We start from the raw sequence: 26695 nt of genomic DNA, 5'->3' as shown, positions 1-26695 counted from the left end.
GGAAGCCACCCATGAGCGGCACCCTCGACTCCCTGGTCACCGCCCTCGGCAGCGACGTCCTGCGGGCCGTGCTGCTCCCCGAACCGTCGCTCGCCGTCGGCGGCGTCCGCATCCACGAGCCCGGAGCCGCACAGGCCTCGGCACGCGGGGAGATCCTGCTGGCCGTCGGCGCGCACGAGACGGCGGCGGTCGCCGCACTGCTGCGCACGCTCCGCGGAACCTCCGCCGCACTGGCCGTCAAGTGCCGCGTCGAGGACGACACCGAGGTGCTCGGCGCCGCCGCCGAACACGGCTGCGCGGTGCTGGTCCTGGACGACGGGATCGACTGGCTCCAGGCCGCGGCCCTGATCCAGGGCACGATCGCCGAACACGCCGAACCCTCCGAGGCCGGGGAGGACCGGACCGGCGACCTCTTCGCGCTCGCGGACCTCGCGGCCACCGCCGTCGGCGGCCCGGTCACCGTCGAGGACCCGCGCGGCTGGCTCCTCGCCTACTCCAGCGACCAGCGGGGCGGTGACGCCGTACGGACCGAGACCCTCATGAACCGCCGTGCCCCTGCCGACTTCGGCCGGGCGCTCGCGGCCCGCGGCATCCCCCAGGAGGTCGCCCGCAGCGATACGCCCGTCCCCGTGCGGGGAGTCGGCGAGGGGGCCGCCGACCGGCTCGCGGTGGGACTGCGGGCCGGGAGCTTCGGGCTGGGCACGATGTGGGCCGTGGCCGACCGGCCCGACGCGCAGCAGACCGCCGCCTTCGCCCAGGTTGCGCAGCGCGTCGCCGTGCAGCTCATGCGCCGCCGTACCGAGGACTACCGCAGTCATCGCGTCGAGATGGAGCAGCTGGCCGTCCTGCTGCACGGCAGTCCCGCGGTGACCGGTTCCTCGGACGCGGTCGAACTGCCGCCCGGGGCCCACTGGGTCGCCTCGCTGGCCCTGGCCCCGCACGACCCGGCCGAACGCGCCGTCGCCCGCTCCCGCCTGGAACAGGCGCTGGCCCTGACCCAGCGGGGGCCTGAACTCACGGTCCACGCAGGCCAGTTGTCCAACCTCTGGTATCTCGTCCTCACGGTCGCCCGGCCCCGCGAGCCCTCCGCCGAACTGGTCCACTCATGGCTACGGGACCTGCTCGGCGGCATGGGACGCGACCGGGTGCCGGTGTACGCCGGCGTCGGCTCGGCCGCCGACGGCCAGGGCGACCTGCCGCGCTCCCGCAAGGAGGCCGAGCGCGCCCTGGCCGTCGCCCGCCTCGCCCCCGAACCCGGCGAGCCGCTCGCCTTCGACGACTGCTGGGCCCGCGCCGCCCTCATCCGCGTCCTGGAACCCGCGGTGGTCGCCGACCTGGAGAGCGTCACCCCGCTGCGACGCCTCCAGGAACAGGACACCGCCCACGGCACGGACTACGTCCCGACCCTGCACGCCTGGCTGAAGCACCAGGGCAACGTCCGCGCCGCCGCGGAGCAGCTGCACGTCCACACCAACACCCTCCGCTACCGCCTCACCAAGATCGAGGAGGCGGCCGGCATCGACCTCGCCGACGCGGACGTACGGCTCGTACTGGCCCTGCAGCTCAAGGCGCTCCGCGAATGAATGGGAAAGGGTCCCCTGGGTCACCGGTTCAGCCGGACCATGGAGCCCATGCCCGGCATCGAGGTCTCCTTCCTGTCCCGCGCGTCCGATGAACCGAGGCGCGGCGGCGCTCCGCAGCGACGGCTGCTGGCGTGCTCTCACCCGGAAGGCCGGTCGCAGGCGAGGTCCGTGGGCGGCAGATGGCCGGTGGCGAGGTAGGTGTTGACGGTGGTGTCGACGCATTCGCTGCCGAAGACGCCGTGCACGGCGTGCTGGTCCGCGCCGCGGAGGGTGACCAGACGGGACGAGGGCCACATGCGGCGCACTGTCCGCGCGCTCTCGTAGGTGGTGCGCGGGTCGCCGGTCGCGTTGACGAGCAGGGCCGGCTGGGCCTTCCCTTGATACGGCCGATACGGCCGATGCGGCCGATGCGGCCGATGCGGCCGATGCGGCCGATGCGGGCCAAAAATACTAGCCATGTAATCTATCGACCATGAGCAAGGGTTCCGAACGGGCGACGCCCGGTTTCCTGGTGTGGCGGCTGTCGACGAAGTGGCGCGTGGCGGTCGACCGGGCGGTGGCCCCCCTCGGGCTCACCCACGCGCAGTACTCGCTGGTGGCCTCGCTGTACGGCATGCAGCGCGACGGCGAGCGTCCCAGTCAGCGCCGCCTCGCCGACCACACCGGCCTCGAGCCGCTCTACGTCTCGAAGCTCGCGCGCGCCCTGGAGTCCGCCGGCCTGATCGAGCGCGCCCGGGACCCGCGCGACCCACGCGCCGTGCAGCTGGCGCTCACCGAGCGGGGCGAGGACGTCACCCGGCGGGCCGTCACGGTCGTCCAGGGGCTGCTGGAGCGCCTGCTGGAGCCCCTCGGCGGCCTGGACGGCCCACGGACCCGGACGTTCACCGCCGAACTGGCGGTCCTCCTCGACGTACCCCTCGACGTACCGCTCGACGTACCCCTCGAGGCGCCGCTCGCCGCCGACGAGTAGTGGAATATTCAACCAGCACGACTGGTTGTGACCGTCGAAGGAGGAGGTCACGAGTGGACACCACGAACGACACGAACAGCGAGAGCGGGTACTACGCCCACGGAAGCGCGGCCGAGCGCTGGGAGAGGGCGCAGCTGTTCTTCGACGCCAAGGACTACGCCGCCGCCGCGCGGGTCCTGGTCGGGCTGGTCGAAGAGGTGCCGGAGCAGACCGGACCGCGGCTGCTGCTGGCCCGCTCCTACTACCACTCGGCCCAACTCCACCGCGCCGAGACCGAGTTGCGCACGATCGTCGAGCGCGACCCGGTGGAGCACTACGCCCGGCTGATGCTGGGCCGCACCCTGGAACGGCAGGGCCGCCGCGAGGAGGCGGGACCGCATCTGCGGCTGGCCTCGGCACTGGCGGGGGACTTCCCGGAGGCCTGAGGCACAGCTCCGAGGCGGTACGACGCACCACGCACGACGAAGGGCCCGGCGGCGATCGTCACCGCCGGGCCCTTCGTCGTGCACGCAGACCGTCCGACCGTCTGACCATCGGACCGTCAGACGGACGCCTTGCGCCGGTGCGCGATCTCGCCCAGCACCACGTCCGCCACCAGGAACCCGGCGAGCGGGATGCCCAGGAGCGGAACGAAGTAGCCGAGGACGGCGATCGCGGCCATCAGCGGGACCAGGACGTACGGCGGGACCTGTGCCCAGGCGCCGCGCGGGATGGGGCGGCCGAAGGCGTTGCCGCGGCCGCGCTGCCACCACATGCGGTAGCCCCACACGATCAGCAGGATCAGGGCCAGCGCGAGCAGCATGAGCGCGAGCTGGTTGACCAGGCCGAACAGGACGCCGGTGTGCAGGTCGATGCCCCAGCGGGTCAGCTTGGCGAGCAGCGGGTAGTCGGCGAACCGCAGTACGTCGGTGACCTCGCCGGTGGTCGGGTCGACCGCGACCGCGTCCTGCTTCTCGGGCCAGCTGCGCTGCACCTGCTTGACGACGTAGGCGGAGGAGGCGTCCGCGGGCGGGACGATCTCGACCGGGTCGCCGAGGCCCTCGGCGCGCGCGGCGGCCAGGATCTTGTCGAGGCCGACGCCGTGTTCGGCGTCCCCTCCGGAGCCGGCGGCCGTGTCGTGTCCGGCGTGCTCGCCGCCGCTCGCCGCCGCCGAGACCGACGGGGTGGCCTGGCCGAGGGAGGTGCGCAGTTCGTCGATGTTGGCGCCCGCGTACGTCGACCAGGTCAGCCCGGTCGCGGACAGGAAGATGAAGCCGACGGCCGTCCACACCCCGACCGTGCCGTGCAGCCCGAGCGTGCGGCGCCGTCCGCTGGCGCCCCGCACCTTGCGCAGGGCGCGCCGGCGGGAGAACCACAGCACCAGACCGCCGCCCGCGATCACCCACAGCCAGCTCGCGGCGAACTCGCTGTAGAGGCGGCCGTTCTCGCCGAGGTGCAGGTCGCGGTGGAACTCGTCGATCCAGGTGCGCAGCCGCAGCGCCCCGGTCGAGCCGTACTGCTCCAGGGCGCCGCGCACCTCGCCGGTGTAGGGGTCGACGAACACGGCGAGGGTGTGGGCGGGGTCGACGCCCTCGACGCCGGACAGCATCACCCGGGTCGTGGCGTCGGCCTCCGGGGCGGGCCGTACGGCGGCGACCGTGCCCTCGGGGTGGGCCTTGCGGGCGGCGTCCACCTGCTCGGAGACGGGCAGCTTCGTGTCGCCCACCGGGACGGTCAGCTCATGGGAGTACACGAGCTTCTCGGCCTGGAACGCGCCGGCGTACAGGAACCCGGTGACGGCTGCGACCAGCAGGAACGGGGCGACGAGCAGACCGGCGTAGAAGTGCAGACGCAGAACCAGGGGGCGCAACGGGGCCCACGGGCCGGGGGACTTCGGCGCGGGGGCCGCTTGCGGGGCCTCGTCCGTGAGGGTCGGGGGAGCGGTGGACATCGGCGGGCTTCTCCGGGGTCAGGGGGACGCTTTTCAGCCGTGACGCTCCAGTAGTCGGGGCGGGACCCGGCCGAGTTCCCGCCACCTCAAGTGACCTGCATCACATGGGCCGCCATGGCATGCTGGCCCGATGGCATCTCCCAGTCCCCGCGCGCCCCTTGCCGAGCGCATCGAGGAACTCCTCGCCCCCGGCGGCCCGTTGCCCATCGTCGCGGCCGGCGACCCAGTCCTGCGCACCGGAACCGAGCGCTACGACGGACAGCTAGCCCCCGCTCTGCTGGCCCGCTTCGTCGAGGCCCTGCGCGTCACGATGCACGCGGCGCCGGGCGTCGGCCTCGCCGCACCGCAGGTCGGCGTGGAGCTGCGGATCGCAGTCATCGAGGACCCGGCGCCGGTGCCGGAGGAGGTGCGGCTGGCCCGCGGCCGGACGCCCCAGCCGTTCCGGGTCCTGGTCAACCCGTCGTACGAGCCGGTCGGCGAGGTGCGCGCCGCGTTCTTCGAGGGCTGTCTGAGCGTGCCCGGCTATCAGGCCGTGGTGTCCCGGCCCGCCGAGGTGCGGCTGACCGGCGAGGACGAGCACGGCCGGGCGCTGGACGAGGTGTTCGCCGGCTGGCCCGCGCGGATCGTCCAGCACGAGACGGACCACCTCGACGGCGCGCTCTACCTCGACCGGGCCGAGCTGCGCTCGCTCGCCGCCAACCAGGCCGTGCTGGAGCGCTGGGCGGCCCCGACGCCGGCGCGGGCCGCGCGGGAGCTGGGCTTCGAGCTGCCCGGCTGACCGCCCGGCTCCGCCGGCTCCCTCAGTTCCCTCGATTCCCCACTTCCCCCAGTTCGCCCACTTCCCCAGTTTCCCCGGTCCCCCGACTCCCCCGGTTTCGGCTGGTTTCGGCCGCTGATGCCAGATCACCCGAATGGGCCTATCGTGGCTGATGAGGGAGTTCGGGCCCCGTGTGTGCCGAAGCAGCGCCACAGCAGGCGCTCCTGATCCTGGTTCCTGATCCCCGTTCCTGATCCCCGTTCCTGATCCTGACCGTCCGGTCAGCCCTGCCGGCTTCGTCGGCCCCGTCGGCCCCTCCCCGTCCCTCCGCGCTTCCCGCAGGGAGCACAGGCCTCCGACCGGAAGGACCCATGGACATGACGCGCGATCAACACACGCCCGTATCGAACCAGCCCGAAGAGCTGTCGGCGCTGGCCGCCGAACAGCCGCTCTTCCGCCCCCCGTCGGAGGGCGTGCAGGGAACCGCCGCCCAACCGGGTTCGAGCGGTCTGGAACAGGTGGAGGGCTATCGACGCCCCGAGTACGACACGCTGCCGCCCGACCTGTGGACGGCGCCCACCGCCGCGCTGCGGGACATCGGCGAGGCGTCGTTCGGCCCGGCGCATCCGGTGGCCGAGACCGTTCACGGGCCGGACGACCGCGCCCAGATCATGGACACCTCGATCTACCCGTGGCGGGCGCACGCCTCGCTGCTGATCACCGCCGCGGACGGCTCCCGCTGGATCGGCACCGGCTGGTTCATCGGGCCGCACACGCTGGCGACGGCCGGACACGTCGTGCACATCAAGAACAGCGGTGTGCCCGGACAGGACGGCTGGGTCAAGAGCATCCAGGTCATGCCCGGCCGCAACGGCACGGCGCTGCCCTTCGGTTCCGTCACCAGCACCAACTTCCGCTCGGTACGCGGCTGGACCGACTCCGGCGACGAGAACTACGACTACGGCACCATCATCATCCCCACGGAACTGGGCTCCACCACCGGCTGGTTCGGGTTCGGTGCGTGGCCGGACGCGGACCTGCTCAAGTCGGTCGGCAACATCTCCGGATACCCGGGCGACAAGCCCCCGGGGACCCAGTGGTACGACGGCCGCTCCATCAGCTCGGTGAACCCGCTGAAGGTGTACTACGACATCGACACCGCGGGCGGCCAGAGCGGCAGCGCCGTGTACCGCATCGTCAACGGCGGCCGGTACGGCATCGCGGTCCACGCCTACGGCGGCGCGACCACCAACTCCGGGACCAGGATCACCGGCCCCGTCTACGACAACCTGCTGTCCTGGACCGCGTGAGGGCCGGTGCCCCACCCCGAGTCGACGCGGCTCGTCACCGGAGTCGTGCAGGACACGACCGGCGCTCCCGTCGCGGACGCCACCGTGTACCTCGCCGGCGGACCCGAGCCGTATCCCGACATCGCGGTGCTGTCCGCCGCCGACGGGAGTTTCGCGCTCTCCGTCCGCAGCGACGGCGTCTACCTCGTGCAGTGCAGGACGTCGGACGGCAGGTTCGCGGAGACGAGCGTCACCGCGCACGGCGCCGACCCGGCCCGTCTGCTGCTGCGCGTCCCCCGAGTGTGAAAGGCGTTCGCCATGCCCGTGAACGAACCGATCGATCTGGCAGAGCTCAGAGCGACTCTGGAACAGGCCGGCAACCCCTGGCGTTCGACCGGCAACGCCATGACGCGACTGACCGAGCAGGAGCGCGTCAACCGACTCGGCGTGCCGGTCGACGAGGCCGAGCACGCCGAGATCATGGCCTCTCGGGACCAGCACCTGATCGCCGCCCAGGAGGCCGCGGCGGCGACGGACCTGCCGTCGGCGTTCGACCTGCGCGACATCGGGGGCCTGGACTACACGACCCCCGTCAAGGACCAGAAGGACTGCGGGTCCTGTGTCGCGTTCGGCACGGTCGCGACGATGGAGCACGTGGCCCGCTACGTCGACCGTGCGCCCCACCTCCCGGCCGACTTCTCCGAGGCCCACGCGTTCTTCGGGTACGGCAGGGAGGCCGGAGCCACCTGCGACACCGGCTGGCTCCCGGAACCGCTGCTGGAGAAGGCCCGCGACTCGGGCATCGCCTTCGACGACTACTTCCCCTACACGCCGAGGAACCAGGACAGCGCCAAGCTCAACCCGGACTGGCCCAACCGCCGCGCCAACGTGGTGAACTGGACGAACGACACCAACGATCCCGCCGCCATCAAACGCGGCATCGCCGCCTACGGCTCGGCCGTCGCCTGCTTCTTCGTCTACCAGGACTTCTTCAGCTACGGGGGCGGCGTCTACCGGCCGCAGTCCGACCAGCTCGCCGGCGGTCACTGCGTCTGTCTGGTCGGCTACGACGACGCGCAGTCCTGCTGGATCGCCAAGAACAGCTGGGGCACCGACTGGGGCGAGCACGGCTTCTTCCGCATGGGCTACGGCGAGTGCGGCATCGAGAGCTGGCACACCTGCGGCGTCCAGGGCGTCAGCCTGCGCGCCTGGCTCGAGGACCAGCGCATCCTCGGGCTGTGGAGCAACGAGGCCGAGGCCAACGTATGGGCCTACGGGGAACTGCGCGGCTGGCTGAGCCTCGGCGGCGACGCGGCCGCGACCGACGCGACGATGCTCGCCGAACTCGCCGCGTCCAAGGCGGCCGGCGCCAAGGTGGGCCTGTTCGAGGACGCCGGCAGCGTCCGACAGATGTACGCCTGGTGAGACCCGACGTACGCCTGGTGAGACCCCGATGAGCGACGAGACGGCACCCGACGGCAGGAGTGATCCACGATGAGTCCGCAGCAGATGCGCACACGGGAGGCGCCCTCCGCGGGGGCGCGCACCGGATACGACACGACGGCCGCCCTGGACGGCGGTGCGGGCAGGCCGGTCATGCCGCCGCCGGGCGTGGAGGTGGGCATGTCGGCGATCCCGGTCACCGGGTTCGGCAGGCCGAGGACCGACGCCATGGCGGCCCGGTTCGAGGAGACGGTCGCCGGCGAGGCCCGGCCGCTGGTGCACCCCGACGCCCGGGCGACCGAGCAGGCCATGCGCACCGTCGAGGCCGGCGGATCCGCCACGGGCGTCTGGACCCAGAACGTCATGGTCGACGCCCTGTGGTGCATGGACCAGCCCCGCAACGCCCACCTGCACGTCAAGGGCGGCGCCTGGAAGAAGATCCACAACGGTTCCGACGCCGCCTTCACGGCGCTGGCCGCGCTGGCGTCCCAGGCCCGGCAGACGGGGCGGCCGATCACCTTCCGCGAGGAGGCGGACGGGATGGTGCACGAGATCTACCTGTGGTGACCCGGAGGCTGAGCCGGTCCCGCACCTCGTCCTCCCAGGGCCGTTTCAGGACGAGGTGCACCAGCCCTTCCCCCACCTCGGTGGGCCGCACGCGCACGACCCGTCTGCCGCCGGCCCCGGGCAGCGGCCGCCCGGGAGGCTCGTACGCGCTGCCGGTCACCTCGAGGCCGCCCTCGACGCGCCGGACCGACCACAGGTAGCCCGTGCCGGCGTTCTCCGGCAGGTCCACGACGACCTCGTCGCCGAGCGACACCTGGACCTCGGAGCCCCCGGGGGCTCCGAGGTCCCTCGGCGACACGCGCACCTCGCTCATCCCGGCACCTCTTCCCGTCGGCCGTGTCCGGCGCCGTCCGGCGCCGTCCCCCGCTATCCGCGGTACGCCTCCAGCAGCCGCAGCCACACCTCGCTGATCGTCGGGTACGACGGCACGGCGTGCCACAGCCTGCCGATCGGGACCTCGCCCGCGACGGCGACGGTCGCGGAGTGGATCAGTTCGCCGACGCCGGGTCCGACGAAGGTGACGCCGAGGAGGGTCTCGCGGTCCAGGTCGACGACCATGCGGGCGCGGCCGCGGTAGCCGTCGGCGTAGAGGCCGGCGCCGGCGACGGAGGACATGTCGACGTCGACGGCGCGGACGCGGCGGCGGGACTGCTGCGCCTCCGCCAGGGAGAGGCCGACCGCGGCCGCCTCGGGGTCGGTGAAGACGACCTGGGGGACGGCGTGGTGGTCGGCTGTGGCGGAGTACGCGCCCCAGGGGCCGGTGTCCGGGCCGTCGTCCGGGCTGGCGCCGCCCGCGGCCCGGGCGGCGATCGCGGCGCCGGCGATGCGGGCCTGGTACTTGCCCTGGTGGGTGAGGAGGGCGCGGTGGTTGGCGTCGCCGACCGCGTAGAGCCAGTCGTGGCCGGTGACGCGCAGGCTGTCGTCGACCGTCAGCCAGGAGCCGGGCTCCAGGCCGATCGTGTCGAGGCCGATGTCATCGGTGCGCGGGGCTCGTCCGGTGGCGAAGAGGATCTCGTCGGCCTCTATCCGCTCGCCTACGGCCGTGACCACGACGACCGTGCCGTTCTCGCGGGTCACCGACGCGACGGAGGCGCCGGTGCGGACGTCGGCCCCGGCCTCCGTGAGGGCTTCGGCGACCAGTTCGCCGGCGAAGGACTCCATGCGGGGCAGCAGGCCCTTGCCCCGCACGAGGAGGGTGACCTGTGCGCCGAGGGCCTGGTAGAGGGTGGCCATCTCGGCCGCGACGACTCCGCCGCCGACCACGACCAGCCGGCCGGGGACCTTCTGGGCGCTGGTGGCCTCGCGGCTGGTCCAGGGCCCGACGGCGGCGAGGCCCGGCAGGTCGGGCAGGACGGCGCGGGTGCCGGTGCAGACGGCGACGGCGTGCCGGGCGGTGAGGGTCTTGTCGCCCACGGTCACCGTGCGCGGGCCCGCCAGCCGGCCGTGGCCGCGGAAGAGGTCGGCGTCGATGGTCTCCAGCCACTGGGCCGCACCCTCGTCGTGCCAGTCGGAGGTGTAGTAGTTGCGGTGGGCGAAGACCGCGGCCGCGTCGAGGGGACCCTGGACCGCCTGGCTCAGGCCGGGCACGCGGCGGGCGTCGGCGCGGGCGATGACCGGGCGCAGCAGGGCCTTGCTGGGCATGCAGGCCCAGTAGGAGCACTCGCCGCCGACCAGTTCGCTCTCCACGACCGCGGTGGTGAGACCGGCCGCGCGGGTGCGGTCGGCGACGTTCTCCCCCACGGGTCCGGCCCCGAGCACCACCACGTCGTACTCAAGGTGTTCAAGGTTGTTCACTGGCGTCGATTCCGTTTCCGTCATGGGGTCAGTCTGGTGGGTGGTGTGCGGGGAGGCCACACGGGTAGGGGCGCGGAATACGTGTCCGGGCAGCCGTGTTGTGCCGGACGGTTTCACCCCCACACAGGGAAGAGGGATTCAGGTCATGAGCAGCACCGTGGAGCTCACCAAGGAGAACTTCGACCAGACGGTCACGGACAACGACTTCGTCCTGATCGACTTCTGGGCGTCCTGGTGCGGCCCGTGCCGTCAGTTCGCACCGGTCTACGACAAGGCCGCCGAGGCCAACCCGGACCTGGTGTTCGGCAAGGTGGACACCGAGGCGCAGCCGGAGCTGGCCGCGGCCTTCGGCATCCAGTCGATCCCGACGCTGATGATCGTCCGTGACCGGGTCGCCGTGTTCGCGCAGCCGGGCGCCCTGCCCGAGGCCGCCCTGACGGACGTCATCGAGCAGGCGCGCAAGCTGGACATGGACGAGGTCCGCAAGTCGGTCGAGGAGCAGCAGTCCCAGGCCGCCCAGGCCGAGTGATCCCGGCCTCCTAGAACGGGTACGACGCCACGTCGCCCCGTACCGTCGTCCAGCGCACGTCGGTGAAGGCCTCCAGGTTGGCCTCGCCGCCGAAGCGGGCGCCGGTGCCGGAGGCGGCGACGCCGCCGAAGGGGGCGACGGCCTCGTCGTTCACCGTCTGGTCGTTGATGTGCACGATGCCGGTGGGGATGCGTTCGGCGAGGTCCAGGCCGCGGGCGGGGTCGCGGGTGACGATGCCCAGGGAGAGGCCGTAGGTGCTGTGCGCGGCCAGGGCGGCCGCCTCGTCGACGGTGGTGAAGGACCGTACGGGGGCGACCGGGCCGAAGACCTCCTCGGCGTAGGCGGGGGTGGTGTCGTCGACGGCGGCGAGGACCGTCGGCCGGTAGAAGAGGTTCTCGTGGGTGCCGCCCGCGGCGAGTTTCGCGCCCGCGGCGGTGCTGGCCTCCACCAGGCCGTGCACCTTGGCGAGTTGGCCGCCGTCGATGAGCGGGCCGAGGTGGACCTGGGCGCGGTGCGGGTCGCCGACGGCCAGCGCGTCGGCCTTGGCGGCGAGGCGCTCGACGTACTCCTCGTAGAGCGAGGCGTGCACCAGGTGGCGGCCGGTGGTCATGCAGATCTGGCCCTGGTGGAAGAAGGAGCCCCAGGCGGCCGTGGAGATCACCGCGTCGAGGTCGGCGTCCTCCAGCACGATCAGGGCGGAGTTGCCGCCGAGTTCCAGATGGGCGCGCTTGAGGTGGCGTCCGGCGGCCTCGCCGACCGCGCGGCCCGCGGCGGTGGAGCCGGTGAAGGAGATCACCGGGATGCGCGGGTCGGCGACCAGGGCCGCGCCCGTCTCGGCGCCGCCCGGCAGCACCTGGAGCAGGCCCTCGGGGAGACCGGCCTCGGCGAAGACGGCGGCCAGGGCCAGTCCGCCGCACACGGCCGTGCGCGGGTCCGGCTTGAGGACGACCGCGTTGCCGAGGGCGAGGGCGGGCGCGACGGAGCGGATGGACAGGATCAGCGGGGCGTTGAACGGGGCGATCACGCCGACCACGCCGACGGGCACCCGCCTGGTGTAGGACAGGCGCGGTGCCTCGCTGGGCAGGACCTGGCCGGCCGGGCGGGAGGCGAGGGCGGCGGCCTCGTAGCACTCCTGGGCGGCGACGTGCAGTTCGAAGTCCGCCTTGCCGGGGATGGATCCGGACTCGCGGACGATCCACTCGCGCAGTTCGTCGGCGTGGGCGGAGAACAGGTCGCCGGCCCTGCGCAGCACTGCGGCGCGGACGAAGTGCGGGGCGCGGGCCCACTCGGTCTGCGCGGCGCGGGCGGCCTCGGCGGCCGGGGCGACGCCCTCGGGCCCGGCCAGGACGACGGTGCCCAGGGGGTCGCCGGTGGCCGGTTCGGTGACGGTGTACGGCGAGGTCCGGCCGTTCTGGACGTTCTGGGAGTTCTGCCAGGTCTGGGGGTCGAGCAGCGGCATGAAGGCTCTCCGATCGGTGACCCGCGGGACGTCCGCGACTCGGTTCGCGGCTCGGCTCACAGAGGGAGCGGAAGTCCCGTGTAGTTCGCCGCCAGTTCGGCGGCGGCGTGGCGGGATGCGGTGATCCGGCGCAGCCGGGCGAGCTGCATCCGATGGTCGAACGCATCCCCGTCTGGTTGAGCGTGCAACATCCTAGTCATGTCATAGGAGAATCGGGTCGCCTGCCACACGCGCTGAAGGGACAGTTCCGAGTACTGGTCCAGTATCCGGGCGGAACCGGTGGCGTGCAGTTCGGCGAAGCCGGCGGCGAGGATCCGGACGTCGGAGACGGCGAGGTTGAGTCCCTTCGCGCCGGTCGGCGGGACGATGTGGGCGGCGTCCCCGGCGAGCAGCAGCCGGCCGTGGCGCATCGGCTCGTGGACCTGACTGCGCATCGGGGTCACGGACTTGGCGGTGATCGGGCCGCGGCGCAGGGTCCAGTCGCCGTCGACGGCGAAGCGGGCGTCGAGCTCGTCCCAGACCCGGTCGTCCGGCCAGTCCTCCGCCTTCGTCCCGTTGGGGACCTGGAGGTAGAGCCGGGATACCTTCGGCGAGCGCATGCTGTGCAGGGCGAAGCCGCGTTCGTGCCGGGCATAGACCAACTCGTCGCAGGAGGGCGGCACATCGGCGAGCACGCCGAGCCAGGAGTACGGGTAGTCGTGCGTGTAGGTCCGCACGGCGGCGGCCGGGAAGGCGTCGCGGGCGATGCCGTGGGAGCCGTCGCAGCCGACCGCCCATTCGCACACGAGGGTCTCCTCGCGGCCCTCGCGCAGAAACCGCACGACCGGCGCCCCGCTGTCGGGCCGCTCGACCGCCAGCGCCCGCGCCTCGAACAACAGGCGTGGCCCGTGGGCTAGTTGGAGCGCGATCAGATCCTTCACGATCTCCGTCTGGGCGTAGACGGTGACGGTGCGGCCGCCGGTGAGGGCCGGGAAGTCGATGTGGTGGCGCGTGCGGTCGAAGCGCAGCTCGATGCCGTGGTGGACCAGGCCCTCGACGTCGAGCCGGTGGGCGGCGCCGGCCGCGCGCAGGGCCTCGACGGTGCCCTGTTCCAGCATCCCGGCCCGCTGCCGCCGCTCGACATGGGCGCGGGTCATGCTCTCCAGGACCACGCAGTCGACGCCGACGCGGTGCAGCAGCCGGGCCAGGAGCAGTCCGGCGGGGCCGCCGCCGACGATGCCGACCGTGGTGTGCATGGACACGCCTCCCCTGAGACCGCTCCCTCGAGACCGCTCCCCTGAGACCGTAGGTCAGCTGGAGTCGCGGTGCACCACCGTGGCTCCGAACAGCTCGTGCGACTCGGGTGCGCCGCCCGGGTTGCGCACCGCCCGGTCGACCAGCCCGGCGAGGTCGCGGCCGGAGGGCAGCGCTATGCGGACGGTGCTGAGCCGGGGCCGCAGCAGCCGGCCGAGCAGCAGGTCGTCGGCGCCGATCACGGCCACGTCCTCCGGGATCCGCACGCCCTCGTCCTGCAGGGCCCGCATCAGCAGCATGGCGTACTCGTCGTTGTAGGCGAAGACGGCGTCCAGGCCGAGGTCCGGCCAGCGGGCGGCGAGGGCGGCCGCGGACTCCTCGGTGTAGGCCAGGGGCAGCTCGGTGACGGCGGCGTCCGTGCCGTGCAGGGCCTCGCGGGCGCCGGCCAGCCGCGGCCCGGCGAACATCTCCATGCCGCGCTCCTCGGGGACGACGACGCCGATCCGGCGCCGGCCGCGGGCGTACAGATGCCCGGCGGCGCTCCTGCCGACGCCGGCGTGGTCCATGAGCAGCCCGTGGGCGCCCTCGACGCTCTCGGAGCTGAGGGTCACCACGGCCCGGGCGCCGGAGCGCTTGAGGACGGCGACGCCCTCCGGGCCGAGGCCGGGCCCGGGCACCAGGACGGCGACCGGCCTCAGCTCGGCCCAGGCGCGGGCCGCGTCGTCGCCGCGCAGCCCGCTGGCGCCGTACTGGACGACGATGTAGTCGAGACGGCTGAGCGCCCCCTGGAAGTCGTGCACGAACTGGCTGTAGAGCGGGCCCGCGGGCACGGGCGGGGCGGGCATCAGGACCATACGGCTGTGTCCGGCGCGCAGGCTGCGGGCGGCCGCGTGCGGCACGTACCCGAGTTCCTTGGCGGCCTCGTGGACGCGGCGGCGGGTGGGCTCGCTGATGCGTACGGCGCTGGTGTTGTTCAGGACGTAGGAGACGGTCGCGCGCGAGACGCCGGCCAGGCGGGCCACGTCGGCGCTCGTGGGCACGGGGCGCGGCGCCGGCGACTTCGTCGGCGCGGGCGGGTTCGGTATCTGCACCATGACGTGACGCATCTTGGCAGAACCTGTGAGCCGGGGTTCAGGCGGGGGACGGTATGACTTGATGAGCCGTCAACGAACATGTTCGTGACGTACTGGGCGTCGCCCTGTTCGCCGAGGACGCCCCACAGGCCGTGCTGGACCTGTTCACGACGCAACCCTGAGCACAGCCCTGAGCTCAGCCCTGAGTCGACGTCACCCGGTCGACCAGGTCGTTCCACCCGTTCTCCAGCCGCTCCAGCGGCATCCCGCACTGCCGGGTGAGGTGGTGGACGAGTACGGCGTTGAGGTACCCCATCAGCGTGTGCGCGAGCAGCTCGCAGTCCGCGCCGGGCAGCGCCAGCTGGAGCAGGAGCATGACGTGGCGGCGCTGGACATGGCCGGCCGGCACCCGGAAACGACGGTCGGCGGCGGGCTCGGCCGCCAGCTGCAGATCGAGTTCGTCGACCGTGCGGCGCAGGGAGGCGTGGCCGAAGGCGCGCAGCCGCTCTGCGGGCGGGGCTCCCGGCCCCAGCGGCGCGGGTCCGGCCAGGAAGGCGGCCTGGAACTTCTTCTCCGAGTGGTCCAGAAGCGCCGTGAGCAGCCCGGTGCGGTCGCCGAAGCGGCGGAACACCGTGCCCTTGCCCACGTTCGCCGCGGCCGCCACCGCCTCCATCGTCACCCCGGCCGCGCCGTGCTCGGCGATCAGCCGGGCGGCGGCGTCGAGCAGTCGGGCCCGGTTGCGGGCCGCGTCGGCCCGCAGACACGGCTCCGAGCCGGCCGACCCGAGCTGCAACAGCTCGGGCCCGTCGGCGCTCTCCTCGGGCTTCCGGAAGGGCGGCAGAACGGCGGACATGAACACAGCGTAAAGCACCCGGGATGAAACTGGACCGCGGTCCGGTTAGAGTGCTAGAACATTAAACGGACCTCGGTCCGGATATTACGGCAGTGTTTCCGCCCCCTGGGAGTACCCATGTCTGTTCGCATCCTCGCGCTCGTCGGCAGCCTTCGCGCCGGTTCGCACAACCGTCAGCTCGCCGAAGCGGCCGTCAAGCTCGCCCCCGAGGGCGCCGAGGTCGACGTCTTCGAGGGCCTGGCCGACATCCCGTTCTACAACGAGGACCTCGACGTCGAGGGCGCGGTCCCGGCCGCCGCCGCGAAGCTGCGCGAGGCCGCGCGGTCCGCCGACGCCTTCCTGCTCTTCTCGCCCGAGTACAACGGCACCATCTCGGGCGTCCTGAAGAACGCCATCGACTGGCTGTCCCGCCCCTACGGCGCCGGCGCCTTCGGCGGCAAGCCCGTCGCCGTGGTCGGCACCGCCTTCGGCCAGTTCGGCGGCGAGTGGGCGCAGGACGAGACCCGCAAGGCCGTGGGCATCGCGGGCGGCACGGTGATCGAGGACATCAAGCTGGCGATCCCCGGCTCGGTGCAGCGCTTCGCCGAGACCCACCCGGTGGACGACGCCGAGGTCGCCGCCCAGCTGACCGAGGTCGTGGCCCGTCTGCACGGCCACGCGGGCGAGCCCGTCGCCGCCTGACCCCGGCGCCGTACGACGTCCCGGAGGGGCCGCAGCCCGCGGACGGGCTGCGGCCCCTTCGGCGTGCCGCGGCTCAGTCCAGCTCGGCGAGCCGTACGACGGCGGGCGCGACGAAGCGCTCGATCCACCCGGCCGTCTCGCCGAGCCGGGGCGCGAGGATCACCGTGTCGATGCCGAGCTTCGTGTAGCCCGTGAGATCGCGCAGGAGCTCGTCGAGGTCGCCGCCGGTGGCCGCGTCGCCGGAGTAGGTGATCGTCTTCAGGACCGTGTCGTAGTCGCGTTCCTCGGTCTCGCAGTGCCCGCGCAGGACGTCGAGCTTGTGCCGGACCTCCTCGGGCGAGGAGGCGAACAGGTTGCAGGCGTCCGCGTACCGGGCGACCAGCCGCAGCGTCTTGCGCTCGCCCCCGCCGCCGATCAGGATCTCCGGGTGCGGGGCGCTCACCGGGGCCGGGACGCACAGGGTCTCGGCCAGCCGGTAGTGCCGGCCCTCGAAGGGGCCGTCGTGGTCCGGATCCCACATCTGCAGACAGATCCGCAGCGTCTCCTCCAGCCGCTCGAACCGCTCGGCCGTCGACGGGAACGCGACGCCCAGCCCCTCGTGCTCACGGTCGTACCAGGCCGCGCCGACGCCCAGCGAGGCCCGCCCGCCGGAGAGCACGTCGAGCGTGGTGGCGATCTTCGCGAGCAGCCCCGGATGCCGATAGGTCACGCCGGTCACCAGCGCGCCGAGCCGGACCGTGGAGGTGTGCGCGGCGAGGTACGCCAGAGTCGTGTAGGCCTCCAGCATGGGCGCCTCGGCCCCGCCGTTGAACTCCATCTGGAAGTAGTGGTCCATCACCGACAGCCGGCTCACCCCGGCCGCCTCCGCGGCGGCGCCGGCCGCGGCGAGCTCGGCCCCGAGCGCGGGCGCGCCCCCGGAGTTCCCGAACTGATTGATGTGCACGCCCACGCGCATGTCCGTCTCCGTCCGTCGAGTCCCCGGAACCTCGCCGGCACTCCTCGCCGGCACCGGTGACGCTAGGCGCTGGAGCGCTCTCGAAGTCAAGGGCGCACCGGTCGCGGCGCCTCTGTGTTTCCTGTGGGTAACCGAGGAGTCCAATGTGGTTCAACCCGCAGACCGCCGCCCACCCGGTCTGATAAGCCTTGAGAGATGCAGACCCTTTATCGACGACTGCTCGACCTCATGCCCCGCATCGGCGTCCAGGTGACCGACCTCGGCCCGGGATCGGCGGTGGTGTCCCGACGCGGCGGGCCGTACAAGGCGACCGGTGTGGACAAGGACACCTGGCTCCTGCGGCGGACGAGGAACGGGGCCCGGGCCGAGATCGCCAAGGGAAGCGTCGTACCGCTCGGCGACACCGGCGCCCGGCTCCTCCTGGAGGACCCGGCCGAGCAGGACGAGCGGAAGCTGCAGCTGGCGGCCGCCGAGTACCTGTGCGTCCAGCATGTGACCGCCATGCTGGAGCTGTACGGCGTGAACTGCGTCTTCGACGTGGGGGCCAACACCGGCCAGTACGCCAAGCGGCTGCGCCGGGCCGGATACACCGGCCGGATCGTCTCCTTCGAGCCCACCTCCGAGACGTTCGCCCGGCTGGAGAAGGCCGCCGCGAAGGACCCCGAGTGGCATGTCCACCAGTGCGGGCTGGGCCGCGAGGACACCACCGCCGAGATCCACACCGGCTGGAAGACGATGAACTCCCTGCTGTCGGCGAGCGACTACGGCAGGGACCGCTACAGCCGGTTCGCCAAGTCCGACACCGAGGAGATCCGCATCCGCCGCCTCGACGAGGCGATGGACGAGGCGCTCAAGGGCCTCGACGACCCGCGCCCCTACCTGAAGATGGACACCCAGGGCTACGACCTCGAGGTGTTCGCCGGGGCCGGGGAGCGGGTCGCGGAGTTCGTCGGGATGCAGTCCGAGGTCGCCGTGCTACGGCTGTACGAGGGCAGCCCGGGCATGGGCGAGGCCGTCGCCGCGTACGAGGCCGCCGGGTTCGGCATCACCGGGATGTACCCCGTGACGCGCGAGGCGACCACCGGGCGGGTCATCGAGTTCGACTGCGTGCTGATGCGCGCGGACGCCGCCCCTACGCCGTAGAACTCGGCCGGTACGCCGTAGCGCGCGGCCAGTACGCCGTAGCGTCTGGCCCGCACGCCGTAGCGTCCGGCCCCCGTACGCCCTGGCCCGCCGCCGCCCCTACACCGCGGAGCCGTCCCGCACGACCCTCTCCTGCTCCTCCTGGCGTTTCGCAGCGCGCAGGCTGGTGAGGGTCGTGATCGTCAGGACGAGCACGATGAAGCCCAGCGAGAAGGGGATGCTGATCTCCGGGACGTGCACCCCGGACTCGTGCAGCGCGTGCAGCAGCAGCTTGACGCCGATGAAGCCCAGGATGATCGACAGGCCGTAGCTGAGGTGGACCAGCTTCTTCAGCAGGCCGCCGATGAGGAAGTACAGCTGCCTGAGGCCCATCAGCGCGAAGGCGTTGGCGGTGAACACGATGTACGGGTCGTCGGTCAGCCCGTAGATGGCGGGGATGGAGTCGAGGGCGAACAGCACGTCGGTGGAGCCGATCGCCAGCATCACGACCAGCATCGGGGTCATGACCCGCTTGCCGTTCTGCTCGATCCACAGCTTCGTGCCGTGGTAGCGGTCGGCCACGCCGAAGCGGCGCTCGACCGACTTCAGCAGCTTGTTCTCCTCGTACTCCTCCTCGTGGCCGCCCTTGCGGGCGTCCTGGACCAGCTTCCACGCGGTCCAGATCAGGAACGCGCCGAAGAGGTAGAACACCCAGGAGAAGGTGGAGATGATCGCCGCGCCGGCGGCGATGAAGACCGCCCGCAGCACCAGGGCCATCAGGACGCCCACCATCAGCACCCGCTGCTGGTACTGCGAGGGCACCGCGAACTTGCCCATGATCAGCACGAAGACGAAGAGGTTGTCCACGCTCAGCGACTTCTCGGTGATGTACCCGGCGAAGAACTCGCCGGTCGGCTTCCCGCCGCCGTGGAAGTACAGGCCGACGCCGAACAGACAGGCCAGCAGGACCCAGACGATCGTCCAGGCGCCGGCCTCCCTGACCGAGACGTCATGGGGTTTGCGGCCGATGACGAAGTCGACGGCGACCAGCGCGCACAGGGCTGCCACGGTCAACAGCCAGACGGACAGGGAAACGTTCACGGGTGGTGCTCCTGGTGCCTGTGGTGCCCATGGGGGGAGCTAGACATCGTTGTCGACCGGCGGGAGACGTTCCACCCCTCATGGATGAACAAAAGGTCATGCACAGGCAAGGTGCGAGGCCGGGACGGGCGTCACCCGCCGAATGGCGGACAGGTTCCGCCGGACGGCGGCGCTCCCCAAGCCGCCGGATGCGCCGATCATGGCCGCACGAGCCGCTGCGCTGCCGCGTTTCCGCCGAGGAGAAGCCATGACGACCGTCCCGCCGCCCCCGCCCTTCGACCCCGAACTCGCCGCCGCCCTCGAACTGATCAAGGACATGATCAGCCCGGCCATGACCCCGGAGGACATCGAGACGGTCCGCCAGGGACCGGGCATCGCGATGTCGGCCGCCCAGGACATGACGCTGGACGGGGCCTTCGAGATCGAGGACCGGACGGTGCCGGGCCCCGAGGGCGCTCCCGACATCTCCCTGCTGATCTGCCGCCCCACCTCTCCGGCGCCGGCCCGTCCGCGCCCCGTCGTCTACCACGTGCACGGCGGCGGCATGGTCCTCGGCAACAACCGGGTCGGCACGATCGGGGCGCTGGCCTGGGCGAAGGAACTGGACCTGGTCGTGGTCTCCGTGGAGTACCGGCTGGCGCCCGAACACCCGTACCCGGCCCCGGTCGAGGACGTGTACGCCGGTCTGCTGTGGACGGCGGAGCACGCCGAGGAGCTGGGCGCGGACCCGGAGCGGATCGTGATCGCCGGGGCCAGTGCGGGCGGCGGACTCAGCGCCGCCCTCGCCCTGCTGCTGCGCGACCGCAAGGGCCCGCAGGCCCTCGGCCAGCTGCTGATGTGCCCGATGCTCGACGACCGCAACGACACCCCCTCCAGCCACCAGATGGCGGGCCTCGGCATCTGGGACCGCACGGCCAACGACACCGGGTGGGGCGCCCTGCTCGGCGCGGACCGCGGCGGCCCGGACGTCTCTCCCTACGCGGCGCCCGCCCGGGCGGAGGACCTGTCCGGGCTGCCGCCTGCCTTCCTGGACGTGGGCTCCGCGGAGACCTTCCGGGACGAGGTCGTCACCTACGCCTCCCGCATCTGGCAGGCGGGCGGAGTGGCCGAACTGCACGTCTGGCCCGGCGGCTTCCACGGCTTCGAGGGCTTCGCCCCGCAGGCCCGGATCTCCCGGTCGGCCGGCGCGGCCCAGCTGGACTGGCTGCGCAGGCTGCTCGCCGAGTAGGCCGCCTTCCCTCGCAGGGGGCTCCCTCGCCAGGGGGCTCCCTCGCCAGGGGCTCAGCGGCGTTTGAACTCCACCGGCCCCTTGTTCATCTCGATGGTCCCGTCCGCGTGCAGGACCGGCCGGCGCTCGGTCATCCGGGCGCTGTAGGCCTCGATGTGGTGGATCGCCGCTCCGTCGGCGGAGGTGAAGTCGACGAGCGCGATCGCCACCCAGTACCGGGTGCTCGTGTCGTCGTAGAGCGGGACGGTCACGGTGGAGCCGCGGCCGTCGTCCACGACCACCTTCGCGCCGAAGCTGTGGAAGGACCCGGCGCCGTTGCTGACCGCCGAGTAGGCGCACAGCAGGACGTAGCCCTGCTCGTCGGGGCGCGCGATCCGCACCACCTCGCGGCCGGGGACGCGGGAGTCGCCGTCGAGGCGGATGTGCGGGCGGTCCGTCAGGGAGCCGAGACGCTTGTAGTAGACGGCGTCCTGTCCGTTGTCCTTCCTCCGCTTCCTCTTCGCCTTCTCCGGGGCGTCGACGGCGGGCGGCTCCGCGCCGGGCCGCAGCGGTTCGCCTTGCGGGACGTGCCCCTTCCTGACGACGGTCCCGGGGACGTCCGGGCCGCGCAGCGCCTTGGCGGCGGGCACGAACAGGGCGTACAGGTCGAGGTCGGCGCCCGCCTTGCGGCGCCGGTCGCTGCCGCCGTCCCACTCCAGGGACACCGTGACCACCAGCGCGCGGTCGGCCTTGTCCAGGCTGAGGGAGACCTGGCTGCCCTTGTCGAGGCTGACCTTGCCGAGCGGCGGCTTGAGCAGACCGGGCGGGGTCGGGGGCGGGGGCGACACGGGAGGCCGGGGCGGCGCGGGAGACACGGGTGCCGGAGGTACGGGCGCGGCTCCCGGTACCGTCGGCGTCCGCTGCTCCGGCGTCTCGCCCGCCCCTGCTTCTCCTTCCGGTTCCGCTTCCGGTTCTGGTTCCGCTTCCGCGACATCGATGCCGAAGTCGGTGGCGAGGCCGGCCAGTCCGTCGGCGTAGCCCTGGCCGATGGCGCGCAGTTTCCAGGTCTCGCCCCGGCGGTACAGCTCGCTCAGCAGGACGGCGCGTTCGCCGTCGGTGAGGGGCGGCAGGCGGAAGACGACCGCCTCGGCGCCGGCCTGTACGGCTCGTACCTGGGCGTTCTTCACCTCGCGGAAGGTGCGCGCGGCGTCGTCGGGGTCGCAGCTGGCCACCAGCACCACCCGGTCCACGTCCGCGGACAGGGCGGCCGGGTCCACCTCGATGCGCTCGGGTCCCTCGGCGTCGGCGGGGCGGTGGCGTACGGCGTCGGACTCGGCGCCGGGCTGGTTGTAGAAGACCAGGTCGTCGTCGGATCCGACCCTGCCCTCGGCGGTGACGAGAAGGGCGCTGAGGTCGACCGCATCGCCTTCGGCGAACAGTTCCACGGTCACCGGCCCGGTCCCCAGCGCCGTGTTCCCGCCCTTGCCGAGCTCCGGCATGTCGCCCACCCCCGCGCGATCTCCCATCGGTTTCCCGCCACTGTGTCACACGGTGTGCGGATCCGACCGGGGATGCTCGGTCTTGAGCGAAGGTGACCGTAGGAGCTCTCCCGGTCGGGGGTCGCGTGGCGCATGATGGGCCGTATGAAAGAGCTGGCGGGGCGCCTGACCGCGCTGGACCCGGACGCCGGCGCCGCCGTCCAGGTCATCGCCTACTTCGACCGGCTGGCCGAGGCGCGCGCCGGGGTGGAGTCGCTGGTGCGCGGGGCCGCCGTGCTCGCCGGGGTGCCCGCGCGGCTCGTCGACGCCGAGCGGCGGGTACGGGTCCGGGTGGAGGCGGACGGCACACGCCGGGACACCGACCTGCCGCCGGACCCCGACTGGCCGTCCGCCGCGCTGGCCCCGGACGGCGTGCCCGCGCTGTGGCTGGAACGGGCCGGGGCGACGCCGAGCGTCGTCGACGCGGTGATCCTGGAGCGGGCCGCCGGCGCCGCACGGCTCGTCCTGGACCGTACGCGCGGCCGGGCCCCGCTGGAGGATCCCGCGCTGGTCGAGACGCTCCTCGACGCCACCGCGCCCGAACCGGCCCGGCTGCACGCGGCCCGCAAGCTCGGACTGGACCCGGCGGCCCCGGCCCGGGCCCTGGCCACACCCGGCGGACGCCCCCGGATCCTGCCCGCGTCCTCCGCGTCCCCCGCGTCCTCGGAGACCCAGGACGCCGTCGCGCCCCCGGGCCGGTACGGCGTCGGCCCCGCCGGGCCGGCCCGCGCCCCGGCCGCCGTCGTGCCGACCGGCCGCGTCGGCGTCGGCCCCGCCGTCCCCGTGCTGGACCTGCCCCGTTCGTGGAGCGCCGCCCGCACCGCGCTTCGGTTCACCGCCGACGGCACCGCGCAGGACCCCGGCCCGCGTGTCGTGCACGCCGATGAGCTCGGCGGCGTCGCGCTGCTGACCGACCTCGTCGTGCCGGGGGCCGAACCGCCGCCGGACGTCCACGCGGTGGAGGCGGCCGCCGCGGACGCGCCCTGGCTGCTGGCCACCCTGTACGCCGTCACGGCCACGGCGAGCCTGCGGGCGGCCGCCGCCGAGGTCAACGTGCACCACTCCACCCTCCAGGACCGGCTGGTCCACGCCGAGCATCTGCTGGGCTGGCCGCTGCGCACGCCCCAGGGCCGGCTGCGGCTGCAACTGGCCCTGACGATGCGGCGGTTGGCGCGGCCGTAGGGGAACGGCCGAAGAGCGGTTCAACCGATCGGTTGAACGGGGATTCCACCGTGCGCGGGGCTCTCGGTCCGGACGGGCGACGCGGGCGCCCGGGCCCGCGCGGCAGAATCGGGTTCGACCGTGGCGCCCGGTCCCCACCCCCCTCAGAGATCAGATCAGAGAGGTCTCCTCAGCATGCCCAGCTTCCCCAGCAGACGGCGTCTGCTCACCACCGGCGCCGGCGCCGCCCTCGGTCTCGGCGCCCTCGGCGTCACCGCGTCCCCCGCGTCGGCCTCGGCCTCGGCGTCCCCCCGGCAGGCCTCCCGCGCCGAGGAGACCAGGTCGCTCGACGAGCTGTACCGGGCGGCGCTCGCGGAAGGGGGCAAGCTCGTCATCTACGCCGGCGGGGACACCCCGACCCAGCAGGACGGCACCAAGGCCGCCTTCCGCGCCCGTTTCCCGGACATCGACCTGACCCTGATCGTCGACTACAGCAAGTACCACGACGTGCGCGTCGACAACCAGGCGGCGACCGGCACCCTCGTCCCCGACGTCGTCCAGCTGCAGACCCTCCAGGACTTCACCCGCTGGAAGGCCCAGGGCCGTCTGCTGTCGTACAAGCCGGCCGGGTTCTCGAAGGTCCACGACGGGTTCAAGGACCCGCAGGGCGCGTGGGTCGCGGTCGCGGCGATCGGCTTCAGTTTCATGTACGACACCGCCGCGGTCGGCTCGGACGCTCCGCGCACCCCGCTGGACCTGCTCGACCCGAAGTGGAAGGGGAAGATCGCGTCGTCGTATCCGCACGACGACGACGCCGTCCTCTACCTCTACTCGCTGTACGTCCAGCGGTACGGCTGGGACTGGGTGGCCCGACTGGCCGCGCAGGACGTGCGGTTCGCGCGCGGCAGCAACTCGCCCGGGGACGCCGTGCGCGCCGGGCAGTACCCGATCGGCGTCGGCGGCTCCGGCTCACCCGTGGCGACCGGCCCGGTGAAGTGGGTCGTATCGGACGACGCCCCGTTCATGGCGTGGGGGCAGCGCGCGGCGATCCTCAAGGCGGCCGCGAACACCACCGCCGCCAAGCTCTACCTCAACTGGCAGCTGTCCACGGCCACCCAGCAGAACTCCTTCAACGGCTGGTCGGTCCGCACCGACATCACTCCCCGGTCCGGTCTGAAGCCCATCTGGGAGTACCCGAACGCGAACATCGACGGGTTCCCCCGCTTCATGGCCGACCGGGCCGAGGTGGAGCGCCTGAAGCAGACCTTCGCCCTGTACTTCGGCGAGGTGAAGGGCGACCCGACGCCGGGTGTGCTCGGGCTGCACCCGGGGGCGTAGCGGGACTCGTCCCCCCGTTCTCACACAGCTCCTACAGCCGACGGATAGACTCGGCTCCCCTGTTCGAACGGATCATCGTCCAAGGGGATCTGCCGTGTCCGACCGCGCTCCCGTCCGTACCTCTGCGAGGACCGCCCACGGGAGCCGGTCGGCGTTGGCCCACGTCGCCCATCTGACGTTCTTCCTGGTCGTCGGCGCCGCTCTCGTGCGGCTCGTGCAGCTGCGGCTGGCGCTGTGCTGGGACATCGTGACGGTCAGCGGGCTGCTGGCGCTGGTGTACGCGGGCGGTCTCGCAGCCGGGGACCGGCTGGGGCGGATCGGCCGGCCCGTGTGGGTCGCGGCGCTGCTGGCCCTGTGGACCGTCCTCGTCGTCCTGGCGCCCGCGCCGCTCACCGCCGCCTATGTGTGGTGCGCGGTGCCGCTGGCCTGTGCGGCGCTACGGGCGCTGGGCCGACGGGCGGCCGGGGCGGCGGTGGCCGTGCTCACCATCGTGCTGGCCGGTCGACTCAGCCTCAGCGCCGGGCAGTTCGACCCGGAGATGGTGCTGATCCCGGTGGCGGCCGTGTGGGGCACCGTCGCCCTGTACCGCGCGCAGCAGCGCGACGCCGCCGAACGGCTGCGGCTCGTCGAGGAGCTGCGGGGCACCCGGGACGTCCTGGCCCGGCAGCAGCGGCAGGCCGGGGTGCTGGCCGAGCGGGCCCGGATCGCCCGGGACCTGCACGACACGCTGGCCCAGGAACTCGCGGGCGGCGTCATGCTGTTGCAGGCGGCCGAGCGCGACTGGGCCGCGCGTCCGGACGTGGCGCGTACCCGGGTGCGGGCCGTCGCCGACGGTCTGGACGCCAACCTCGCCGAGACCCGCCGGATCATCCGGGACCTGACGCCGGCCGCCGTGGACGAGGCCGGTCTGGAGGGCGCGCTGCGGCTGCTGTGCGCCCGCGCCGAGGCCGAGGGCTCGGCGGCCCGCGTGCGGTTCCGCTCGGCGGGCGTACGCCGCCTGGCCCCGGACGGACAGACGGCGGCGACCCTGTTCCGCGTCGCGCAGAGCACGCTGGCCAATGTGCGCGAACACGCCCGCGCGGTGAACGTCCTGGTCACACTGCACGGGCACGCCGACCGGGTGGAACTGGAAGTGCGCGACGACGGGGCGGGGTTCGAGCCCGACCGGGTCGGCGCCGCTCCCCGTGGGACCCGGGGGCTCGGCCTGCCCGCTGCCCGGGCGCGGTTGCGGGAGTGCGGGGGCGATCTCGCCGTCGGCAGCGCTCCGGGGCGCGGCACATGGGTGCGGGCGACGGTCCCCGCGCTGCCGGAGTCCCGCCCGGCTCAGGTGGCCGCCCGGTGACCGGCGTGCCGCTGCGGCTGCTGGTCGCCGACGACCACGCCGTCGTACGGGCCGGGTTGCGGGCGTTGTTGGAGGGCGAGCCCGATCTCGAGGTGGCCGCCGAGGCGGGGACCGGCGAGGAGGCCGTGCGGCTCGCGGCCGGGCTGACGCCGGACGTGGTGCTGATGGATCTGCGGTTCGCCGGGCCGGGCGCCGGCATCGACGGGATCGAGGCGGTGCGCCGGCTGGGCGTGGCGGCGCCGGGGGTGCCCGTGGTGATGCTGACGAGCTACTCGGGGCGGGCCGACGTGGTGCGCGCCCTGGAGGCGGGAGCCCGCGGGTACGTCCTGAAGGCGGGGCCGCCGCAGGAGCTCTTCCGGGCCGTGCGCGGCGCGGCCGCCGGGGCGCTGGGGCTCGCCCCCGAGGTGGTGGGCGAGCTGGTCGGCCAGGTGGTGGACCCCGGGCGGGAGTTGAGCGGGCGCGAGGTCGAGGTGGTGCGGCTGCTGGCCGAGGGGCTGAGCAACCGGGCCATCGCCGAGGCCCTGTTCCTGAGCGAGGCCACCGTCAAGACCCACCTGGTGCGCGTCTACCGCAAGCTCGGCGCGGACAACCGGGCGGCCGCGGTGTCGGAGGCGGTGCGCAGGGGGCTGCTGGACCTCGCGTGAGACGACGGTACGGGGCACCCCCGTGTGCGGGTGCCCCGTACCGTCTCGTACCGCCTGGTACCGCCTCGTACGGCGGATCGGACCTGGCCTGCTCGGTGAGACCTGGTCGTCAGACTGCTCAGTCAG

The 26695-nt window shown here is 73.0% G+C and carries 27 protein-coding genes; 16 read left to right on the top strand and 11 right to left on the bottom strand.

What is annotated here, in order from left to right; translation table 11 throughout:
- Positions 1-11: 11 nt before the first annotated feature.
- Positions 12-1583, top strand: coding sequence for a CdaR family transcriptional regulator (locus OG562_RS39340; protein ID WP_266406593.1), 1572 nt, complete (start codon positions 12-14; stop codon positions 1581-1583).
- A 137-nt stretch (positions 1584-1720) separates the two neighbouring features.
- Here OG562_RS39340 and OG562_RS39335 read toward each other — a convergent pair whose 3' ends face one another.
- On the bottom strand, positions 1721-2041 hold the full coding sequence (locus OG562_RS39335; protein ID WP_266406591.1) for an alpha/beta hydrolase: 321 nt from the start codon (positions 2039-2041) through the stop codon (positions 1721-1723).
- 14 nt (positions 2042-2055) lie between these two features.
- On the opposite strand from OG562_RS39335, the gene OG562_RS39330 reads away from it, so the two are divergent.
- Both OG562_RS39330 and OG562_RS39325 read left to right on the top strand, forming a co-directional pair.
- Entirely contained in the window at positions 2056-2553 is a 498-nt protein-coding gene (locus OG562_RS39330) for a MarR family winged helix-turn-helix transcriptional regulator (RefSeq protein WP_266406590.1), read from the top strand.
- 53 nt (positions 2554-2606) lie between these two features.
- Positions 2607-2978, top strand: a complete 372-nt coding sequence (locus OG562_RS39325) for a tetratricopeptide repeat protein (protein ID WP_266406589.1) — start codon at positions 2607-2609, stop codon at positions 2976-2978.
- 116 nt (positions 2979-3094) lie between these two features.
- Here the strand turns inward: OG562_RS39325 and OG562_RS39320 are convergent, their stop codons facing one another.
- On the bottom strand, positions 3095-4483 hold the full coding sequence (locus OG562_RS39320; protein ID WP_266406586.1) for a PepSY domain-containing protein: 1389 nt from the start codon (positions 4481-4483) through the stop codon (positions 3095-3097).
- Between the two features lie 130 nt (positions 4484-4613).
- On the opposite strand from OG562_RS39320, the gene OG562_RS39315 reads away from it, so the two are divergent.
- From OG562_RS39315 to OG562_RS39295, 5 genes are all read left to right on the top strand, one after another.
- Positions 4614-5261, top strand: coding sequence for a peptide deformylase (locus tag OG562_RS39315; RefSeq protein WP_266406583.1), 648 nt, complete (start codon positions 4614-4616; stop codon positions 5259-5261).
- A 356-nt stretch (positions 5262-5617) separates the two neighbouring features.
- Entirely contained in the window at positions 5618-6550 is a 933-nt protein-coding gene (locus OG562_RS39310) for a serine protease (RefSeq protein ID WP_266406581.1), read from the top strand.
- Positions 6551-6556: 6 nt separating this feature from the next.
- Positions 6557-6835 (top strand): carboxypeptidase regulatory-like domain-containing protein, encoded by a 279-nt coding sequence (locus tag OG562_RS39305; RefSeq protein WP_266406579.1) that lies wholly within the window; start codon positions 6557-6559, stop codon positions 6833-6835.
- Between the two features lie 12 nt (positions 6836-6847).
- A complete protein-coding gene (locus tag OG562_RS39300; RefSeq protein ID WP_266406578.1) occupies positions 6848-7954 on the top strand; it encodes a C1 family peptidase in 1107 nt (368 codons plus the stop codon).
- A 69-nt stretch (positions 7955-8023) separates the two neighbouring features.
- Positions 8024-8539, top strand: coding sequence for a hypothetical protein (locus OG562_RS39295; protein ID WP_266406577.1), 516 nt, complete (start codon positions 8024-8026; stop codon positions 8537-8539).
- Here OG562_RS39295 and OG562_RS39290 read toward each other — a convergent pair.
- On the bottom strand, positions 8487-8852 hold the full coding sequence (locus tag OG562_RS39290; protein WP_266406575.1) for a protease inhibitor I42 family protein: 366 nt from the start codon (positions 8850-8852) through the stop codon (positions 8487-8489). The genes OG562_RS39295 and OG562_RS39290 overlap by 53 nt on opposite strands.
- 53 nt (positions 8853-8905) lie before the next feature.
- Entirely contained in the window at positions 8906-10357 is a 1452-nt protein-coding gene (locus OG562_RS39285; RefSeq protein ID WP_266406573.1) for an NAD(P)/FAD-dependent oxidoreductase, read from the bottom strand.
- 121 nt (positions 10358-10478) lie between these two features.
- Here OG562_RS39285 and trxA point away from each other — a divergent pair, with 121 nt between their 5' ends.
- Complete coding sequence (gene trxA, locus OG562_RS39280) at positions 10479-10862, top strand: thioredoxin (protein WP_266406572.1); 384 nt, start codon at positions 10479-10481, stop codon at positions 10860-10862.
- 10 nt (positions 10863-10872) lie between these two features.
- On the opposite strand, the gene OG562_RS39275 is transcribed toward trxA, so the two are convergent.
- The 4 genes from OG562_RS39275 to OG562_RS39260 form a co-directional block, all read right to left on the bottom strand.
- Positions 10873-12321 carry an aldehyde dehydrogenase family protein gene (locus OG562_RS39275; protein ID WP_266406571.1) on the bottom strand — a complete coding sequence of 483 codons (1449 nt, stop codon included), beginning with the start codon at positions 12319-12321 and terminating at the stop codon, positions 10873-10875.
- Positions 12322-12377: 56 nt separating this feature from the next.
- Entirely contained in the window at positions 12378-13556 is a 1179-nt protein-coding gene (locus tag OG562_RS39270; RefSeq protein WP_266406570.1) for a 4-hydroxybenzoate 3-monooxygenase, read from the bottom strand.
- Between the two features lie 54 nt (positions 13557-13610).
- On the bottom strand, positions 13611-14660 hold the full coding sequence (locus OG562_RS39265) for a LacI family DNA-binding transcriptional regulator (protein ID WP_266406567.1): 1050 nt from the start codon (positions 14658-14660) through the stop codon (positions 13611-13613).
- 163 nt (positions 14661-14823) lie between these two features.
- Positions 14824-15480: a TetR/AcrR family transcriptional regulator gene (locus OG562_RS39260; RefSeq protein ID WP_266406564.1), complete on the bottom strand. Its 657-nt coding sequence runs from the start codon at positions 15478-15480 to the stop codon at positions 14824-14826.
- A 117-nt stretch (positions 15481-15597) separates the two neighbouring features.
- On the opposite strand from OG562_RS39260, the gene OG562_RS39255 reads away from it, so the two are divergent.
- Positions 15598-16161 carry an NAD(P)H-dependent oxidoreductase gene (locus tag OG562_RS39255; protein ID WP_266406562.1) on the top strand — a complete coding sequence of 188 codons (564 nt, stop codon included), beginning with the start codon at positions 15598-15600 and terminating at the stop codon, positions 16159-16161.
- Positions 16162-16234: 73 nt separating this feature from the next.
- Here OG562_RS39255 and OG562_RS39250 read toward each other — a convergent pair whose 3' ends face one another.
- Entirely contained in the window at positions 16235-17116 is an 882-nt protein-coding gene (locus OG562_RS39250) for an LLM class F420-dependent oxidoreductase (RefSeq protein ID WP_266406560.1), read from the bottom strand.
- A 195-nt stretch (positions 17117-17311) separates the two neighbouring features.
- Here OG562_RS39250 and OG562_RS39245 point away from each other — a divergent pair, with 195 nt between their 5' ends.
- Positions 17312-18259, top strand: coding sequence for an FkbM family methyltransferase (locus tag OG562_RS39245; RefSeq protein WP_266406558.1), 948 nt, complete (start codon positions 17312-17314; stop codon positions 18257-18259).
- 99 nt (positions 18260-18358) lie between these two features.
- Here the strand turns inward: OG562_RS39245 and OG562_RS39240 are convergent, their stop codons facing one another.
- Positions 18359-19339: a TerC family protein gene (locus OG562_RS39240; protein WP_266406553.1), complete on the bottom strand. Its 981-nt coding sequence runs from the start codon at positions 19337-19339 to the stop codon at positions 18359-18361.
- 247 nt (positions 19340-19586) lie between these two features.
- On the opposite strand from OG562_RS39240, the gene OG562_RS39235 reads away from it, so the two are divergent.
- Entirely contained in the window at positions 19587-20567 is a 981-nt protein-coding gene (locus OG562_RS39235; protein ID WP_266406550.1) for an alpha/beta hydrolase, read from the top strand.
- A 53-nt stretch (positions 20568-20620) separates the two neighbouring features.
- On the opposite strand, the gene OG562_RS39230 is transcribed toward OG562_RS39235, so the two are convergent.
- Positions 20621-22072, bottom strand: a complete 1452-nt coding sequence (locus OG562_RS39230; protein WP_266406546.1) for a TerD family protein — start codon at positions 22070-22072, stop codon at positions 20621-20623.
- A 117-nt stretch (positions 22073-22189) separates the two neighbouring features.
- Between OG562_RS39230 and OG562_RS39225 the strand changes: the two genes are divergently transcribed.
- The 4 genes from OG562_RS39225 to OG562_RS39210 all read left to right on the top strand — a co-directional run bounded on the left by OG562_RS39225 (position 22190) and on the right by OG562_RS39210 (position 26569).
- Positions 22190-23266, top strand: a complete 1077-nt coding sequence (locus OG562_RS39225; protein ID WP_266406540.1) for a helix-turn-helix domain-containing protein — start codon at positions 22190-22192, stop codon at positions 23264-23266.
- Between the two features lie 174 nt (positions 23267-23440).
- Positions 23441-24583, top strand: coding sequence for an ABC transporter substrate-binding protein (locus OG562_RS39220; protein WP_266406534.1), 1143 nt, complete (start codon positions 23441-23443; stop codon positions 24581-24583).
- A gap of 94 nt (positions 24584-24677) precedes the next feature.
- Positions 24678-25925 carry a sensor histidine kinase gene (locus OG562_RS39215; protein WP_266406529.1) on the top strand — a complete coding sequence of 416 codons (1248 nt, stop codon included), beginning with the start codon at positions 24678-24680 and terminating at the stop codon, positions 25923-25925.
- Entirely contained in the window at positions 25922-26569 is a 648-nt protein-coding gene (locus OG562_RS39210; protein WP_266406525.1) for a response regulator transcription factor, read from the top strand. The genes OG562_RS39215 and OG562_RS39210 overlap by 4 nt, the downstream gene beginning before the upstream one ends.
- Positions 26570-26695 lie beyond the last annotated feature (126 nt).

The organism is Streptomyces sp. NBC_01275 (assembly GCF_026340655.1).
In the GTDB taxonomy this organism is placed as follows: domain Bacteria; phylum Actinomycetota; class Actinomycetes; order Streptomycetales; family Streptomycetaceae; genus Streptomyces.
The sequence above is the reverse complement of the archived record's forward strand: the minus strand, read 5'-3'. Positions and strand labels throughout refer to the sequence as shown.